The following is a 16,692-nucleotide window of genomic DNA, read 5'->3' as shown; positions in this document are numbered from 1 at the left end:
ACGTTGTGTCAATTTTTAAGCATTTCGGAAAGGTGGTTTTAAAACGCTTTCATAATGAGGTTAAGAATTACCCTATAAGTCTATAAACAACCGCCTGTCTTCATGAAGGCGGTTTCTTTTATAATTTGATTGTAATCGTTTTCAAGATAATGGGAGGTTATATAAATGGCTGGAGCTAAAGTAAAAGGACAGGTCAAAACCCCTTTTGGCCGATTGACTTTCGGCGTGATGTTGGGCTATGGCCTGATGATGGTCGCACTCATGACACCGGCGACACTGTTGTTGACATTTAAGATGATCGAGATCGATCCGGATGGATATACGTCGTCTTATGGGCTCGTGGCCGGTATCGGCGCTTTCTTCGCCTTGATCGGTAACCCTTTGGGCGGAGCGATCAGCGATCGGACGATCAATAAATTTGGACGCCGGCGCACCTGGATTTTGCTCGGGCCCTTGGTCGGCAGCGCCGCGCTCCTCATGATTGGCTGGACATCCTCGCTATGGCTCATCATCGTAGGATGGGCGGTTGCGCAGCTGTTCTTCAACTTTGGGATGGCGGCGTATACGGCGCTTATTCCCGATCAGGTGAAAGAAGAAAAACAAGGCACGATTTCCGGTCTGCTCGGCATGTCCTTACCGCTCGGGATCGTCGTCGGGATGGTATTGATGACATTGTTAACGGATGTATCCTCGGCCGCGAAATGGACGCTTATCGCCGCGATCGGCATCGTGGGTCCGATCATCAGCTTGTTTCTCATTCAAGAAGGAAAAGTGGAAATTATCAGCGAGAATAACACGGTCGTGCCGCTCAGAGAGAAACTGAGCAAAATTTACCCTAGTCCGCGGCGGTTCCCGGCGTTTTCTTGGGCGGTCGCTTCGAAATTTCTCATGATGATGGGGTATTGCAGCAGCCTTTACCTCACGGTGATGCTCGTCAACCGGATGGGTTACACGGAAGCCCAAGCTACGGCCAGCGTGGCTAGCGTGAACATTATTTCCACGATTGCCATGTCGTTGACCAGTATTTTCGGCGGGGTGTTATCGGATAAATTCCGGAAGCAGAAACCGTTCTTGTATGTGTCTGCATTCATTATGGTGATTGCCGTACTGATATTTGCGTTTGTTCCTCATTATTTGGCTTATGTCATCGCATCCGCGGTGCTTGGTCTTGGATTCGGCTGTTTTTCCGCCGTCGATATGGCTTTGGTTGCGCGCATTCTGCCGCGGAAAGAAGACTCGGCCAAAGACTTTGGCATTATGAACGTGGCAAACGCCTTGCCGCAATCGATCGTTCCGGCAATTGCACCGCTTTTGTTAAGCGCAGGCACATCGATTGGAATTGGCAGCTGGACGTTCTTCTACCTCGTCCTTGCCATATTCACGGCAATCGGCATGGTATCCATCAAGCCGCTGCCTGAAGTAGGAGAACCGGTAGCTACGGATAACGGGGCCGAAGCTGCGGACAGCAGTCTTGCGCCTGCAACTATGAACTGAAGGTAAACTCGGATTAAAATAAAGAGAATCGGGGAGAGAAAACGTGAGAAACCATACTCTAGATACGATCAATAAGACAGAAGAAACCGTTCAATATGTAAAAAATCCCGGCGGCCCGACTTTGGGCTACAATCAGGAATCGGGCGTGGGCCTGATCGAGCAGGACGGCTTGTTCTTTAAAGATTTAAGCCGTGACGGCAAGCTGGACAAATATGAAGACTGGCGGCTGTCGCCGGAGGAACGGGCGAAAGACCTGGCGTCGAAAATGACGGTCGAGCAAATGGCCGGGCTGATGCTGTACAGCCGCCATCAGTCGATTCCTGCGCTTAGTAATGGCTGGTTTTCAGGCACGTATGGCGGGAAAACGTATGAGGAGAGCGGAGCGAAGCCTTGGGAACTGACCGATGAGCAGATCGCATTTTTGGTCAAAGACCATGTGCGGCACGTGCTGGTGACTACGGTAGAAAGCCCGGAAGTCGCAGCGCGCTGGAACAACAAAATACAGGCGTTTGCTGAGGGTACCGGTCTCGGTATTCCGGCGAACAACAGCTCCGATCCCCGCCACGCTTCGGATTCAAGCTCCGAATTCAACGCGGGGGCGGGAGGTCATATCTCCATGTGGCCCGAGACGCTGGGCTTGGCCGCGACCTTCGATCCCGAGATCACGAAGGAGTTCGGGAGGATCGCTTCCCGGGAATATCGCGCGTTAGGGCTAGCAACCGCCCTGTCTCCGCAAATCGATATCGCCACGGAGCCGCGCTGGTTCCGGTATAACGGCACGTTTGGCGAAGATTCGAAGCTTGCTGCCGATATGGCTCGCGCTTATGTCGACGGCTTCCAGGCTTCCGAAGGCGAACGGGAAATCGCGGACGGTTGGGGATATGACAGCGTCAATGCGATGGTGAAGCATTGGCCGGGAGGAGGATCGGGCGAAGCCGGCAGGGACGCCCATTACAGCTGTGGGAAGTATGCGGTGTATCCGGGAAACAACTTTGACGAGCATTTGGTGCCATTTATTGACGGGGCATTCAAGCTGGACGGCAAAACAGGGAAGGCGTCAGCCGTCATGCCGTATTACACGATCTCCTCCGGTCAGGACACCGTAAACGGCGAAAATGTCGGCAACTCCTATAATTCGTACCTGATTCGGGATTTGCTGCGCGGGAAATACGGCTATGACGGCGTTGTATGCACGGACTGGATGATCACGGCCGACGTCTCCGGCCCCAGGGATTCTTTTCTGAGCGGAAAACCATGGGGCGTGGAGGATTTGACCGTGGCCGAGCGCCATTACAAGCTGCTGATGGCCGGGGTTGACCAATTCGGCGGCAATAATGAGATCGAGCCGGTGTTGGAGGCTTACAAGCTGGGGGTTCGCGAACACGGTGAAGCCTATATGCGGGAACGATTCGAGCAATCGGCCGTCCGGCTGCTGAAAAATATGTTCCGCCTCGGTTTATTTGAAAATCCGTACCTCGATCCACAGGAGAGCGTCAAGCTGGTTGGGAACCCCGAATATATGCGGGAAGGTTATGAAGCACAGCTTAAATCGATTGTCATGCTCAAAAACAAAAATGGGGTGCTCCCGCTTCGCGCGAAAAGCAAAGTATACATCCCTAAACGTTTTCTTCCGCAGGGAAAAGACTGGTTCGGCAATCCGACGCCGGAGAGCTACGATTATCCGGCCAACCTGGAGGTCGTCTCGAAGTATTTCGAAGTAACCGATAATCCGGACGAAGCGGAATTCGGCCTTGTCTTTATCGCATCACCGAAGTCCGGCACCGGCTACAGCCAAGAGGATGAGGAGCAGGGCGGGAACGGTTATGTGCCGATCAGCCTGCAATACAAGCCGTATACGGCGGAACATGCTCGTGAAGTTAGCCTGGCCGGCGATGAACACGGGAATGAACCGCGGAACCGTTCTTATAGAGGAAAAACCGTCACTCCGCATAATACGACGGACTTAGATATGGTACTGGAGACGAAGGGAAAAATGAAGGGCAAACCCGTCATCGTCTCGATGCTGTTGAGCAATCCCACGGTTGTTTCGGAATTTGAAGCGGAAGTGGATGCCATTCTGGCGAACTTCGGCGTTCAGGATCAGGCGATGATGGATGTATTGACGGGAGCAGCCGAGCCGTCCGGACTGCTGCCGATGCAAATGCCCGCCCATATGCGAACCGTCGAAGAGCAGCTGGAAGATGTCGCGCACGATATGGAATGCCATGTCGATTCGGAGCATCATGTATATGACTTTGCCTTCGGGATGAACTGGAGCGGCGTGATCGAGGATGAGCGAACGATGAAATACCGTAGAAGCTGATATTTTTAACCTAAATAAGAGAGGAGCTGTTCCATTGCCATGATGATGGCTTTTGGGGCAGCTTCTTTGTGTTTAGGGATGTTTGTGTAATCATAACAAAAGCTAGTCTTAACCAACGAAGGGTACCGATGAATGAAGCGATACCGTTTAACCGATTCTATGAGGTTGATCGGACAAAGGCGAGAAAATCAGGGGGAGGAGTAAGATAGTTATAAGAAATAACAGGGTTGGGATGAGCAGGCGGCCAAGACGGCTGCCTTAAGTTGTATTTAGGTATGGATTAGATACATAATTAGCGATTTCTAGAAGGTTGGAGATATAGCTGAAGGTAGCTTTTGCCTGATTGGTTGCTTATCTTATATTAGGTAAGGACTTGTACGGGTGGGCTGACCCAAAAGAAAATAGGATATTGTTGTACCCCGATGCTTTTAGCAGTAAGGAAAACTTAGTTAAAACATTAGGACACGAGAGAATTCATATCTATCAAACTAAAACTTTTGGAAAACCCTAGTTTACGAGATGCTAATCGAATTTGAAAAAGGGGCATATGGCTCAGAAGACTCAAGGTTTCGTATCATCGTGACTCCCTTCATCCTCCCACCTATAATAATTATCATATTACTGAAAACCTCGCTCCTAATAAAGTCCCGTATCTAACTGAGAAAAAGATCCTAGTTTTAAGTAACATAGCAAGGCCTTGAGAACCTTTTCCATATAATTCAAGTGAAGTAAAATATTTAAGTTAGCTATGATCGGAGATCGGGTTCAATCCCGAAAGCAAGATGGAGAGGTTGTTATGAGTAGAATTTTGGTCACACCGGAGATGTTGCTGCGCGTTGCAGAGCAATGCTCCAGGGCGCATGAACAGCTGGAAGCAATGATACACATGCTGAACCAGAACATCCATATGCTGGAGTCTGGGTGGGAAGGTACGACGAGATCCCGTTTTTATGCGGATTTTCAGCAGGCGCATCGGGAGATGACGCAGACCACGGAGCATATCCATCGGACAAGCTTGGAGCTGAGAGGGATTGCCCAACGATTTAAGTCAGCAGATGAGCGGGGACAACCGATCCAAGTTGCTGGGCATGTGCTGGGAGCATTCCCTATGATGAGGGGACCCGCAGGCCATAGTGCCGTAGAGGATGCCGGGAGAAAAGCGGAGGAAGCCTGGAATTCGGTGCAGCAGGAAGCCGGGAAGGCATGGGACACCGTGAAGCAAGAAGCAGGGGAACTATGGGAGGGCGTAAAGATCGGAGCCGCCCAGTTAGGGAACTCGTTAATGGATACGGCGATATCCTTGTACGAAGATCCGCTTGGAACCGGGAAAGAGATGCTCTATAATGCAACCATCGGGACGGTCGAGGATATTTGGAACACGGGGATATGGGCCGGCAGAATGCTTTTTAGCGATGAGTATCGCGAAAAAATTGCCGAAGACGTGAAGGCAGAAGTCGATTCAGCAGGCGGCTGGTCCAATTACTTGGGTCAACAGTCGGCTATGATCCTTGGAGGCGCTATTCTCAACCGCGCTGGAGTTAGGGGTAGAGGCCCGCTGAATAATAAGCATGATGATCTTGGTGGCGGAAATGGTAGCGGCGGCGAGCGTGGCGATGATGGTGGCAGACCTGCTGCAGTAGATAAAGGAAAATGGCTCGGTGGGCTACAGAACACAGAAAACTTTAAAATAGGGACTAAAGAAAATGGATTAAACCATATTTTTGATGGCGAAGTACTCAAAAGTGGAAGGGCCAATGGTTATCATTATGAAGGGATGCCAAATAGTAACGGTAAAATTGTCGGGAATGTTGACCCGCCTAATGAGTTGGGTGTCTATCAGGCCAATATAGAAGTTAGCGGAGTGCTAAAAAAAGTTAAATCAACATTTTTTCCTAAAGAATGGTCACCTCAACAGGTAGTAGATGCTATAAATGAAGCATTTACTAATAAAGAAGTTGTAAAAAATAACGTTTATAGAGGGATAACAAGTCAGGGAATGGAAATAGAGTTTGTTTTAAGAAATGATAAGATCATTTCAGCCTATCCATTGTATTAAATGAGGGAGATATGAACTGTGATTAAATACAAATATAAATTGAAATGGATTGACAGATTTAATATAGTAGTGTTGGACTTTAGTGAAGAGAAATCACTTGAGTTTGCCAATATGATAAGTGATCCTCTAGGATCTGATATACTTCTAAGATATGAAGATTTGAAGGTTGATATCAAAAACTATCTTGATGTATTAACAGGCAAATTACCTTGTTATGAGCGCGGAGGCAATGTGACTTTTGTTACATCAGATAGGGAGTATACAACAATTGAAGATATTTTTTATGATGAAGATGAAGATGAAGTGGAACCAATTTGTAAGTTAGAAACAGTTGAATTTGTGAAAATCATATTATTATGGGCTTATGAAAATTATAAATATAAAAAAGAGAAAAAAGTGATGAATACAGAAGAGGCAGAAATGGTTATGAATTGGATTGAACAACAGATGGTAGAAGTTAAGAGCCTTGAAAGTAACGGATAGACATAAGAGACAAATGGAATCTTACAGATATAAAAATTAGACAATTAACAAACAGTTGATAAACTCTCAAAGGCTCATTCCCACTTGGACCCTATGTAGGAATGAGCTTTTTTTGTATGTCCAATAGGTACTTCCGACTGAGCCAGCTGTCTTTAAAAAGGACTCTGGCTCCCTCTCCAGTTATTTGAAATAGGGTGGAATAGTTACAATCAATTGACGAAGAGGTTGACTTTGGGAGGGTCCAAAGATCGGGGCCGCTCAGAGAGGTTAACGGGAAAAAGATATACTATTTAGACGGAGCAGAAAATCCTAAAAAGGGTGTCGTGGTTATTGTTAAAGATGAGAAATTTCAGTCAATTATGCCAAGTGATCCAAAATCATTTGGAAAGTTGAAATAAGGAGTAGGCTATGAAACTTGAAGGTATCATTGAAAAAACAATCGCAGATGGTTATGAACGACTTATTTATCTAAGCTTAACTAGTATACAAAAAAAACTTTGGTGTCACCTAATCCAACACGACGAGTACTTGGAAAAGGGAGATCAGTCTCAACTCCTTCATGTAAACCAAAGTATAACCTTATGGATTGATTGGGTAAATGAGTATTCAATTATTACTAAACAACAAGGACTTACTGAAGAGTTGCTACAGCCTATAAGCGAATCCTCACATATTATCGCTGTAGCTACAATAATGGAAAAAGAAGATGATTACACACTCATTTGTGATATTCAAGGTCTGGGAAGAAACGTCTTAGTGGAATTTGAAGAAAAGGTTAGTGTGGAAATTGGGGCAAGTCTAAGAATAAAAGGAAATTTAAAAGCAGAACTTGAGGACTGAACAAACCCAAAGAATACTTGAAGTGCTTTAATTATTATTAACTAAAGGAGAAAAAGAACTGTATAGGATACTTACAGAAAAAGACGAAATTGACAAACTAGTGGAATCTTATTTCTGGGTTATTGATTTCCCAAGGGCTTTGGAGTATTTTGGGGATATTGAGAGGCATGGCTATGGATCGGGTCCACTAGAGGTACAATTTTCATCTTATCATGAGCCAGAAGAGGAGTATTACATTGGGGATAAGAAAGTGTGCTTTATAGGAGAGCCCCCAGCTTCCGACGAAAATGTAATGGCAGTAACTGAGTATGATGAATTTTATAACTATTTAATTATATTTAGTGTAAAACATCTTGACGAGTACCCAGAAGATAAAAATAAGATTAATACTTCACTAGAAAAAATAAAAAACAGATTAGGTATATAACTTTAATAAAAAGATCGTAAAAACCTGCCAAGCCACACAGAGCAATTTTTGAAGATGACTAAGCAAAACCATCCGGATTTTTTCAATCCTGAGAACAAAAATATAATTCTATATATTGATAAGCCGTTAGTTAACTTAAGATCTGAGCATACTAAGATGCTAGAAGATATAAAGTCACAAGGTGTAACCATTGTTAATTCATTGGAAGATTTAAAGGAGGCACTAAGATAGAATGGGAACCACTGCTTTTATTTTGACAGATCGTGAAAAATATACGCCGGAAAAGTTCTTGGCGGATACAATTGTAGCAACCTTTCATTCGGACGCTAAACTTATCTTTGAAAATTATAAAAATTACGAAGAGGGACGATTCTCATCTACAACATTGAATATAGTTGACCATTCCTATAATAGCGAAGAGAATAACTACCAATTTATTTTGTATGTAAAGGCTAGAGAGAATCCTAGTATATTTTTCAGTGACTATGATGATCTTGGTTTGAATTCAGACCGCGAATTATTTCGGATAGGGACTATTGAAGAGGTTTACGGAGCAGAGAAGGTTATTTTTCGTTTTATCTATGAATACCTTAAGATTAACCCGGACGATTACTTTTGGGTAGCAGATTATGATTGGGTCTACAGTTGGGAAGACATGCAAAGATTAAAATCGTTACCTTATGATCCTGATTGGTGCTATAAAAATCCTGAATATGAGAATTGGCAGTAAGAAGTCGGGGGATGAGGGGACGGGTAATGCAGGTCGCTATTCAGGAAATCTGGAGGTTGTAAATAAACCTGATGCGGCGGCAGATGCAATAGCTGGCAGAATCGGCTGACAAACCCGTGTGAAGTTCTCCAATAACCCTGCTCATAGAGAGCTTGACGCTATTAGTGACCAGTATGTTCCTCAATCTAAACCTGCACTTCAAACAGTATACAAAAGTGTCCGTGATCAAATGAAAGCAACTTTTGAGGCTGCTTAAAACTAGATAATATTTCTACTGGTAAACGAGTAGGAGATATTGATGTCATGACATACAAGCAAATTATAGAGATTAAGAAGTCAAAGACATATGTGTTAGAGAAGGATAAATAATTCATTCAGTGGGGCTACCCAGTCACGATGTACCCATCATTCAACCTATAACACGTATAGCCCAAGTAATACCCGTATGATGATTTCTTTAATTTGTTGTACGCACTAAAATTCTTGAATTTTATATCCTTAATAACGCTATTCCTTTACATTGAACAGGTCGATTATGGTTAGATACCATGATGATTGACCTGTTTTTTGTCTTTCGGTTCCTTGTTCGTTGACTTCCGATTGTTATTAGTCCAGAAATGAAAGATAAGGTATTGGAGGGACAAAGCAAAAACCCAAATAAGAATGACTTAATTGGTGGGCATTCTCCTGAAATCACTAACCGTAATCCAAATTATGCAGTTGAAGAGATCTTTATTAACCCTGATGGTACGAGAAAAGTAAGGTTTACCACACAATTCCTAGATGGAAATCTTTCTAAAATTAATACAAGTACACTCTTTCCAGAGTCTTGGACTCAAGAACAAATTCTAATTAGCATAACTAATGTTGGTAATGCACCAGCTATTTCAACCAGGTTAAGAGATGGGGCAACTTGGCATAGAGCTATTGTTAATGATGTTGAAGTTGATGTAATTAAAGCTGGAGAAAATGTGACCAGTGGCTATCCAACAGGAACGGTAACTGCATCTCGCCCAGCAGGTTTTTAATTCAACATTAAGTGGAGGCAATGTATATGTACAAAGAACTAGATAACCTATTATCTGCGGATACAACAGTAGATTCTTGGTACGATGATGGCTGTGTCATTGCAAACGAGATCCTTGCAGAGTTTAGTCCAAGTGATTGGGATGAACTATCTAATCAAGTCCTAAGTAAACCAGTAGAATGGCAAAGAAAATTAGCATATTGTTTAGATAATGAGTGTAATATGTATGAACTTAACATTTTAATAGCATTGCTGAGCACTAATGATGTTGAGTTGTTCGAGAGATGCATCGACACACTAAGAAGTTTTACAAATCATGATAGTAAGAAAATGATATTAGATAATCCCATAATAATACAACGTGTTAATAACATTTTATCGGAAACTTCGAGCTTACCAGTGAAAAATATGCTTCAAGATTTTCTTTCAAAAATACATTCATAAATTTGCGCTCTATACCTTGTTTGAATCCACTTCTCCAGAATCGACGGAGAACATTTTGGGACAGATCCGAAATTCATTCAAGAAGAAGGCCTATTGGCCGGCTTACTTACAAAACGTATTTTACAGGCAAGGGCATTACCTTCTCAAATTAGTCTTCCTTATGATGAGTTAATGAAACAAGTGGAAAAGCGCGGATACGATAGATCCGGCAGTGCTCTGGAGAAATCGATTAAATCGGGGACATAGAGCTATTGAGCTTGGTTACGCTTAAGAAGATGGAAATCAGCGGGTGGTTGTGAAGTAAAGCAAGTCTAATCGATCATGGATTACTAAAACTCGCCGAAAAGGTCAATAATTTGACTCCATCCCAGAATATGTTTATACTTTGTATAAACATTAGTGTGGGGGGATAGTATGTCACAAGTTCAAAAATGGGGTAACAGTTTAGGCATTCGTATCCCCAAGACACTGGCCATGGAGGTAGGACTTGAGGAAGGCTCAGAAATCGATCTTGACGTTGAAGATGGCCATCTCGTCATCAAGCCACGGACCAATAAACTGGAAGATCTACTTTCGAAAATAACGCCTGATAATATCCATTCCGAGGTTCAAACCGGTGATCCGCAAGGACGTGAGTCATGGTAATAGAAAATTACATTCCTGATCGCGGCGACTTGGTATGGCTTCAGTTTAATCCCCAATCTGGCCATGAGCAGTCGGGAAAACGCCCAGCCCTTGTCCTCTCACCTGCGCAATATAATGGAAAAGTCGGCTTAGCCTTGTTCTGTCCTGCTACTTCCAAGGCTAAAGGGTACCCATTCGAGGTGGTTATTCCACAGGATTTACCGATTGAAGGGGTTATCCTGTCTGATCAAATCAAGAGCCTTGATTGGCAATCTCGCCAAGTCAAGTTTATTTGCAGAGTTCCAAAGGAGACCTTGGATGAGGTTTTGAGTAGGGTCGATTTGTTGATTCACTAACCGTATATTATTATATAAGCCGCTCCTTCGTATCGGGTTGGAGCGGTTTTTCCCTATAAAATACATTTAGAAGTGAAACTCAGGGGTGTAAGGAATGAAAGAATCAATAAAATAGGTCGTTCTATTCCACCGGACGGAATATGCCTCATAACATAACGAAAAGCCGCGGTATTTCGCGGCTTTGATTGTAAGCTCTCTTTGCTGCATGAATTGATGTTCCGCCAACTGCTAACGATAACGTTTCTTGTTATTTCACGAATGTGTCCGGCAGCTTCAGGGAAACGACAGCATCGTCAGTTTCCTGCAACCCCGAATCACTTAGAAATTGCTCGCGAAGCTCTTTTTTATTCTTACCTAATGCATACTTAACACTAATATCAACGACATTGCCATGCGAACGAAATGCGGGGAATTGGTCCAACGAAAAAACAACCGCATCCGCTTCATAAGTCTTCGAGTCATCAGCCCCGCAAGGAGATTTGGAATCATCCGGGCATATGTTTACGGTAATGGGAAGGTGCCGCGGGTTGTTCTTGGCTATTTCCCCATTGATGGAGCCGTCGATGTACTGGATGCTGATTTCCCGATCCTTTCTCGTATTCTCGACCGCAGAAACGACATACAGCCGATCCGGAACGGCTTGATTATTCTGGTTGACGGCATCTTTCACCAAGAAAACGTATTGGTAGTGGATGCTGATATTGTCTTCGATCTCCGAGATTTCGGTCAGAGGCTCCGTGTTCACGGATCCAGCGGATTTGATCCCTTCTAAATCATAGATTACGCTTAACATCGATTCAGGGTCCGTGTTCTGCGGGACGGTTTGTTTGACGGACGTGCTGCAGCCGGTAAAAAGGGCAGCGAAGGCCATGAAGATGGCTATGATATATCGGTTCTTTTTGCGATTCAAGCCTTTCCCAATCCTCCTTCAACTGCATGTATGTATGAACATGTTTAATAAATGAAGCTATCAAAACTAAGTTAATGGAATTCATGGCATAATGCAAGCTAGGGCAGTACGTAGGGAGGGGGAAGATGGCAGACGGATCCTCGAAGAGATCCCTAAGTCGTCTATGCCATCAGCCAGCGGCTCCTGGGACGATATCGAAAAAATGAGGGGAAAAATCCCATCGATTGCACCCTCTAAACCTTCAATTCAAATTGTGGCTAACCATATTCAGGTTAAGTTCAGGTGAAGTTCCGATCCTGTTCAGCGGTTGTTTCTAATGTGTTTATCTTTGAATGATATCTTATGAGCAGGGAGTGTGACAGCCACAATTATTGAGTAGAAGGAGAGCTTTTATGAATGGGATTTTGTTAACAAAAGAGCATACACAAGGTGGATTTTGGTTTCCAGGTAGATGGATTGGAGGGTTGTCGCTAATACTGGGGCCAGTACTTCTTCTTACCGGGGAACTTCTCAGGGTAAAGTACCACTTTTACTATCCTGATCAACTCGCAGCCTTTAAAGAGCAACCGACACTGATGGCAGCGTCCTACGGCTTATTCACAGCCGGCATTATGATTATGTGGCCTGGCATCCTTGCACTTGTCAAGTTAATAGGCGCCAAAAAGCCAGGATGGGCTTTATGGGGCGGCATCCTCACGATCATGGGACTCTTTGTGCGCATGTACCATGCTGGTGTGGATCATCTTGCTTATTGGCTGGTTCAATTCCAAGGTTTAGAGCTTGCAACTACATTTATAAGTGACTCTTACGCTTATAATTATCAGGGATTTTACGTTATCACTACAATTCTGTTTTCCGGTATGGTTGGATGGTTCGTTCTCGCGATCGGCGCTTTTCGTTCCGGTACACTCAATCTACCCTGCTCCATCGCGCTGGGGGTGATGGGAATACACAGTTTAGGCGTTCTCAAAGGCACCAGCTGGGACACTTTGGTAGCCGTAGGCGGACTCTGCGTTGGGTTGGCGCCACTCGGCCTGAAGATTCTGCGAGACGGTCCAATGCCCAGCATATCCACCACTGTGAAATGGCTAATCCTAATCGTCACAATGGGCGGAATTTTCTTCTTTGTAGGACAGAACGCATAGTTTCAAGCTACCAGCAGATTCAGCATGACAACACGTTATCACAAATATCCAATTATAGGGGAAGAAGGATTGTGATCACAGTCCCTTCCCCTGGGGCGCTTTGGACGCTGATCGTGCCCTGATGGGCTGCGATAAACTGCTCTGCTATCACCATGCCGAGTCCAGTACCGCCAATGGGGGCTTCCGTTGAGGTCCCGCGGTAGTATCGCTGAAAGAGGTTGTTTTTCTCCTTCTCACTCATTCCCACACCTTTATCGGATATCATAATACATAAGTTATTGTTCCTTTGAACGGTAACGGTAATGAGCGTTTCAGGCGGGTTGTGTAGAATCGCATTCATTAAAAGATTAACCAATGCCCTCTCCATTAATTTTTCGTCAAACTCGTAAAAGATCGAATCTTCATCCGCCACAAATCGAAACTCCTTATTCCGAGCTGCGGGCAGTTGACGCACATCTTCCATAACGTTAGCCGCGAACGTAACGATATCGCTTTGTGTCAAAATCGGCCGTACGACACTGTTCTCGAATTGGAATGCCTCGCTTAAATCTTCGATCAGCCGCTGCATATGATTAGCTTTTTCCTGCATAATGGTTATAAACTTCTTTTGTTCTTCTACCGTCCATTGGTGTTCGTCTGATAACAGCATCGTGGAGTATCCCTGAATATAAGAAAGCGGTGTTTTCAAGTCATGCGTTACGCCGGAAGTCCAATCTCGGCGCAAGTCTTCCAATTCCATTCGTTCGATCTCGCTCGCCGACAGACGATCGGATAGCTGCCTCATTTTCTCAGTCAACTCGTGGAAAAGACGAAAGCCAATAGGAGATTTATTTCTTCTGGACCTTGGGATTTCCACAACATTATATTTTCCATGTGACAGTCGTTCGACCCAAGCCAGGTAAAAGAATAATGGCTCGCTCATCACACGGCCGTACATGAAGGAAGCGCCGAAAAAAAAGACTGAAAAAGCAAGAAAAAACGTAATTAATAAAAAAGAGTCGTCAAATAAGCCTGACCATACTAGTCTTGCTCCATAAAAGCTAATGTCGAATCCAAATAACAGCAAAAGGGTTATGGAAGATGCGACATAAGAAAAAAGCATCACGGCTACGATAACTGCAACATAGTGAAGCGTCAATTTCTTCTGCAGGTTCACTTGTCTGTCTCCTTCGGGGAGCTGAGGAGCTTATAGCCCATTCCCCTAATGTTGATAATCCATTTTGGATCGTTTGGATTCTTTTCGATTTTTTGCCGCAATCTCCGGATATGAACCATCACTGTATTCTCGTCCCCAATGCTTTCCAATCCCCAAATTTGCTCGTATAGGTGTGATATGCTAAAAATTTGATTGGGATGTTCACACAGAAATAACAAGAGCTCGAACTCTTTGGCTGGACAACTGACTTCCTGCCCATGTACCATCAATCTTCCCTCTTGTTTAAACAATTGGAATGCCCCAAAATCGTATACTTTTACTTCTTTGTCAGGGGCCTCTTGGAGTTTCGTCAAACTTTGACGACGTAATTGCGCTTTGATTCTTGCGACTACCTCTAGCGGATTAAACGGCTTCGTAATATAGTCGTCGCCTCCGATGGTAAGCCCCATAATCTTATCCATATCCATCGTACGGGCAGTCAAGAAGAGAATTGGAACCATTGTTACTTCACGGAGGCGCCGACACAGCTCAAAGCCATCCAAGTCGGGCAGCATAATATCGAGTACGATAAGATCAAAATCCGTTTCTTGAACGAGCTCAAGCGCTTCTTTGGCTGAAGTTGCAAAACTCACGTGTTTGAAGCCTTCTTTCGCTAACATGAAGTTCAACATATCTAGCAACCCAGCTTCGTCATCTACCAGGAGCAATCTACCATCCATATTCCCGCCTCCACTTAAACGAATGCTGAAGCTTTACTTACAACGCCTGAGCCATTTCATGATGAGATAACCACTCAGGACACATCCTGATCCGATAAGTATAATTTTAATATACTTTTCTACAAGATCGAAGATATGATTCCATTGATCTCCGAACAGATAACCGATTGCAAAATAAGCAATCACCCACAAACAAGTACCCGTATATGCATAGATTACGACAGTACGAAAAGGAAGACGTATGATGCCGATGAAATACCCGATAAATTGTCGAATTCCCGGAATGAAAAAGCTAATGAGCAGCAGCTTATTCCCGTTTTTCTTATAATAATCTCGTACCTTTTCCATAGAGGAGGGCTTCAGAAATAACCACCTGCCATAGCGTTCTAACAAGGGTGCTCCCAACTTATAGCCGATACAGTAAGTGAATGTTACTCCCCCTATTGATCCCGCCAACGCCATAGAAAAGGCCGGTATGACATCCAGTATGCCTTTATAAGATAAATACCCTGTGAATGTCAATGTACTATTTCCGGGGGGAATGGGCAATGCAATAAAGTCCAAGGGTAATCCAATCAACAACACCAAGTATCCGTATTGTTCAAACAAACGCTCGACTACTTCCATCATGTTCATCTTTGCTCCCTTTTGAATGGTGTTACATCATCTCACATCACTCCCTACAGTTTAATCAAAGAATATAAACACGGCTGAAAGCCGTAATGAACATTAGCATAAATTCACCTGAACAGAACCTGAACAAATGAGTGCTCGCATGATGTTGGATTTCACCTCTGCAGCTATCGCTTCATTCCCGTCATCGACCTCTCGCATGAAAAAAAGGACACCAAGTCCTAAGCAGACCTCGTGCCCTTAAAGGGTTGCATACTGGGATTTTTACCGAACAATTCCTGACGCTCATCGCTCTTCTCAGCTTACCTCAAGCGGCTTCACTTCAACGTCCTAACATCCACCGTATTGGATAGGACATCCACTTCATTCGGAATAATCCCTTTTTCGAACATATAATCAGCCACTGCTTGCCAACGTTGGCGGACGGGGTCATCAATCGGGTCAAACGGGAATAAAGAGCCTTCCAGCTGCTGACGAGCCACAGGTTCGGAGACGCCTTGGATGTTCTGAATTAATTGGACGGTGTGATCGACGTCTTTGGATAGAAGCGCGGACTCTTCATTCAAGCCTTCAAATACTTCAAACACGAGCTCAGGATGCTCCTTCAGGAAGCCATTTCGCACAATATACACCGTATCGTTCTCGGATTCGATGTCGCCTGCAGAAATGACCAGCTCTGCACCGAAGTCGACGATCGCCACGGCCGTAAACGAACCCCATGTCGCCCAAGCGTCGACTTGCCCGCTTTCAAAGGCAGGTCCTGCTTCCGTTGGCGGAAGATAGACGATTTCGACTTCGCTTGCATCGAGTCCGCCTTTCTCCAGCGCTTTATATAGTAAGTATTCGCCGGTGCCGCCGCGGTTGACGGCTATTCTTTTGCCTCGGAGGTCGGAAGGGCCCTTAATGCCGGCTTCCGGCTTGGCCACAATGCCTTGATTATCTTGATCGCCAGGCTGCTTCGTAAAAATCGTAAATTCCGAGGAGCCTCCGACAAGGTTGCTGATGGCTGCCGTAATCGAGCCGATCGTAATATCGATCGAACCGGCGTTTAACGCCTCGATCCCCGGAGACATGGCGGCGAAACCGCCGGTTTTTTCAATGCTCGCCCCGGCTACTTCCAGCCTTTTATACAGAGGCCCGCCTTCCTCGGATAAACTTAATGGCTGGGCACTGCGCAGTATGCCAAGACGAACGGGTACGGCCTCATCCTCAGCATTGGCTTGGTTCGCTTGGCCGGCTTTACCGCAAGCCGATAACGTCACTAACAGAATTACTAATAGTACATGAAAGCTTATTTTTCGCATAGGACACTTCCCTTTTTGCCG

The 16,692-nt window shown here is 44.7% G+C and carries 18 protein-coding genes; 13 read left to right on the top strand and 5 right to left on the bottom strand.

Translation table 11 applies throughout. The features are described from left to right. The first annotated feature begins 165 nt into the window (after positions 1-165). From AK95_RS18715 to mazF, 12 genes are all read left to right on the top strand, one after another. On the top strand, positions 166-1,494 hold the full coding sequence (locus AK95_RS18715; protein ID WP_071221407.1) for an MFS transporter: 1,329 nt from the start codon (positions 166-168) through the stop codon (positions 1,492-1,494). A 43-nt stretch (positions 1,495-1,537) separates the two neighbouring features. Next, positions 1,538-3,817 (top strand): glycoside hydrolase family 3 protein, encoded by a 2,280-nt coding sequence (locus tag AK95_RS18710; RefSeq protein ID WP_071221406.1) that lies wholly within the window; start codon positions 1,538-1,540, stop codon positions 3,815-3,817. Between the two features lie 796 nt (positions 3,818-4,613). Then, on the top strand, positions 4,614-5,873 hold the full coding sequence (locus AK95_RS34860) for a WXG100 family type VII secretion target (RefSeq protein ID WP_074961893.1): 1,260 nt from the start codon (positions 4,614-4,616) through the stop codon (positions 5,871-5,873). An 18-nt stretch (positions 5,874-5,891) separates the two neighbouring features. Next, positions 5,892-6,356: a hypothetical protein gene (locus tag AK95_RS18700; protein WP_071221405.1), complete on the top strand. Its 465-nt coding sequence runs from the start codon at positions 5,892-5,894 to the stop codon at positions 6,354-6,356. Between the two features lie 408 nt (positions 6,357-6,764). After that, on the top strand, positions 6,765-7,196 hold the full coding sequence (locus AK95_RS18695) for a hypothetical protein (protein WP_071221404.1): 432 nt from the start codon (positions 6,765-6,767) through the stop codon (positions 7,194-7,196). Between the two features lie 100 nt (positions 7,197-7,296). Continuing rightward, entirely contained in the window at positions 7,297-7,623 is a 327-nt protein-coding gene (gene cdiI, locus AK95_RS18690) for a ribonuclease toxin immunity protein CdiI (RefSeq protein ID WP_071221403.1), read from the top strand. A 232-nt stretch (positions 7,624-7,855) separates the two neighbouring features. Next, the gene (locus tag AK95_RS18680) at positions 7,856-8,353 is read left to right on the top strand and encodes a hypothetical protein (protein WP_071221402.1); all 498 of its coding nucleotides are present in this window, start codon (positions 7,856-7,858) and stop codon (positions 8,351-8,353) included. A gap of 118 nt (positions 8,354-8,471) precedes the next feature. Then, positions 8,472-8,609 (top strand): restriction endonuclease fold toxin, encoded by a 138-nt coding sequence (locus tag AK95_RS34855; RefSeq protein WP_235613149.1) that lies wholly within the window; start codon positions 8,472-8,474, stop codon positions 8,607-8,609. Positions 8,610-8,970: 361 nt separating this feature from the next. Further along, positions 8,971-9,381, top strand: a complete 411-nt coding sequence (locus tag AK95_RS33515; RefSeq protein ID WP_074961890.1) for an EndoU domain-containing protein — start codon at positions 8,971-8,973, stop codon at positions 9,379-9,381. 26 nt (positions 9,382-9,407) lie between these two features. Continuing rightward, entirely contained in the window at positions 9,408-9,824 is a 417-nt protein-coding gene (locus tag AK95_RS18675) for a hypothetical protein (protein WP_071221401.1), read from the top strand. A gap of 414 nt (positions 9,825-10,238) precedes the next feature. Continuing rightward, complete coding sequence (locus tag AK95_RS18670) at positions 10,239-10,469, top strand: AbrB/MazE/SpoVT family DNA-binding domain-containing protein (protein ID WP_071221400.1); 231 nt, start codon at positions 10,239-10,241, stop codon at positions 10,467-10,469. Then, on the top strand, positions 10,463-10,804 hold the full coding sequence (mazF, locus tag AK95_RS18665) for an endoribonuclease MazF (protein WP_071221399.1): 342 nt from the start codon (positions 10,463-10,465) through the stop codon (positions 10,802-10,804). The genes AK95_RS18670 and mazF overlap by 7 nt, the downstream gene beginning before the upstream one ends. Before the next feature lie 247 nt (positions 10,805-11,051). On the opposite strand, the gene AK95_RS18660 is transcribed toward mazF, so the two are convergent. Then, complete coding sequence (locus AK95_RS18660) at positions 11,052-11,714, bottom strand: hypothetical protein (RefSeq protein WP_071221398.1); 663 nt, start codon at positions 11,712-11,714, stop codon at positions 11,052-11,054. A 392-nt stretch (positions 11,715-12,106) separates the two neighbouring features. Between AK95_RS18660 and AK95_RS18650 the strand changes: the two genes are divergently transcribed. Further along, on the top strand, positions 12,107-12,859 hold the full coding sequence (locus AK95_RS18650) for a hypothetical protein (RefSeq protein ID WP_071221396.1): 753 nt from the start codon (positions 12,107-12,109) through the stop codon (positions 12,857-12,859). A gap of 52 nt (positions 12,860-12,911) precedes the next feature. Here AK95_RS18650 and AK95_RS18645 read toward each other — a convergent pair whose 3' ends face one another. From AK95_RS18645 to AK95_RS18630, 4 genes are all read right to left on the bottom strand, one after another. Then, positions 12,912-13,643, bottom strand: a complete 732-nt coding sequence (locus AK95_RS18645) for a sensor histidine kinase (RefSeq protein WP_162487601.1) — start codon at positions 13,641-13,643, stop codon at positions 12,912-12,914. Between the two features lie 368 nt (positions 13,644-14,011). Beyond that, complete coding sequence (locus tag AK95_RS18640) at positions 14,012-14,734, bottom strand: response regulator transcription factor (RefSeq protein ID WP_071221394.1); 723 nt, start codon at positions 14,732-14,734, stop codon at positions 14,012-14,014. A 33-nt stretch (positions 14,735-14,767) separates the two neighbouring features. Next, entirely contained in the window at positions 14,768-15,370 is a 603-nt protein-coding gene (locus AK95_RS18635) for a DedA family protein (RefSeq protein ID WP_071221393.1), read from the bottom strand. A 314-nt stretch (positions 15,371-15,684) separates the two neighbouring features. Continuing rightward, complete coding sequence (locus AK95_RS18630) at positions 15,685-16,671, bottom strand: ABC transporter substrate-binding protein (RefSeq protein ID WP_071221610.1); 987 nt, start codon at positions 16,669-16,671, stop codon at positions 15,685-15,687. Positions 16,672-16,692: the final 21 nt, after the last annotated feature.

Origin of the sequence: Paenibacillus sp. LC231 (assembly GCF_001860525.1) — a bacterium.
Taxonomy (GTDB): Bacteria; Bacillota; Bacilli; order Paenibacillales; family Paenibacillaceae; genus Paenibacillus_AQ.
This window is presented reverse-complemented; position numbering and strand designations above follow the sequence as displayed.

Bases quoted from the DNA above. Each gene is read 5' to 3' on its own strand.
- AK95_RS18715 (WP_071221407.1), top strand. From the start codon at position 166: ATGGCTGGAGCTAAAGTAAAAGGACAGGTCAAAACCCCTTTTGGCCGA.
- AK95_RS18640 (WP_071221394.1), bottom strand. From the start codon at position 14,734: ATGGATGGTAGATTGCTCCTGGTAGATGACGAAGCTGGGTTGCTAGAT.
- AK95_RS18650 (WP_071221396.1), top strand. From the start codon at position 12,107: ATGAATGGGATTTTGTTAACAAAAGAGCATACACAAGGTGGATTTTGG.
- AK95_RS33515 (WP_074961890.1), top strand. From the start codon at position 8,971: ATGAAAGATAAGGTATTGGAGGGACAAAGCAAAAACCCAAATAAGAAT.
- AK95_RS18670 (WP_071221400.1), top strand. From the start codon at position 10,239: ATGTCACAAGTTCAAAAATGGGGTAACAGTTTAGGCATTCGTATCCCC.
- AK95_RS18645 (WP_162487601.1), bottom strand. From the start codon at position 13,643: ATGAGGCAGCTATCCGATCGTCTGTCGGCGAGCGAGATCGAACGAATG.
- AK95_RS18635 (WP_071221393.1), bottom strand. From the start codon at position 15,370: ATGAACATGATGGAAGTAGTCGAGCGTTTGTTTGAACAATACGGATAC.
- AK95_RS18675 (WP_071221401.1), top strand. From the start codon at position 9,408: ATGTACAAAGAACTAGATAACCTATTATCTGCGGATACAACAGTAGAT.
- mazF (WP_071221399.1), top strand. From the start codon at position 10,463: ATGGTAATAGAAAATTACATTCCTGATCGCGGCGACTTGGTATGGCTT.
- AK95_RS18680 (WP_071221402.1), top strand. From the start codon at position 7,856: ATGGGAACCACTGCTTTTATTTTGACAGATCGTGAAAAATATACGCCG.
- AK95_RS18695 (WP_071221404.1), top strand. From the start codon at position 6,765: ATGAAACTTGAAGGTATCATTGAAAAAACAATCGCAGATGGTTATGAA.
- AK95_RS34860 (WP_074961893.1), top strand. From the start codon at position 4,614: ATGAGTAGAATTTTGGTCACACCGGAGATGTTGCTGCGCGTTGCAGAG.
- AK95_RS18630 (WP_071221610.1), bottom strand. From the start codon at position 16,671: ATGCGAAAAATAAGCTTTCATGTACTATTAGTAATTCTGTTAGTGACG.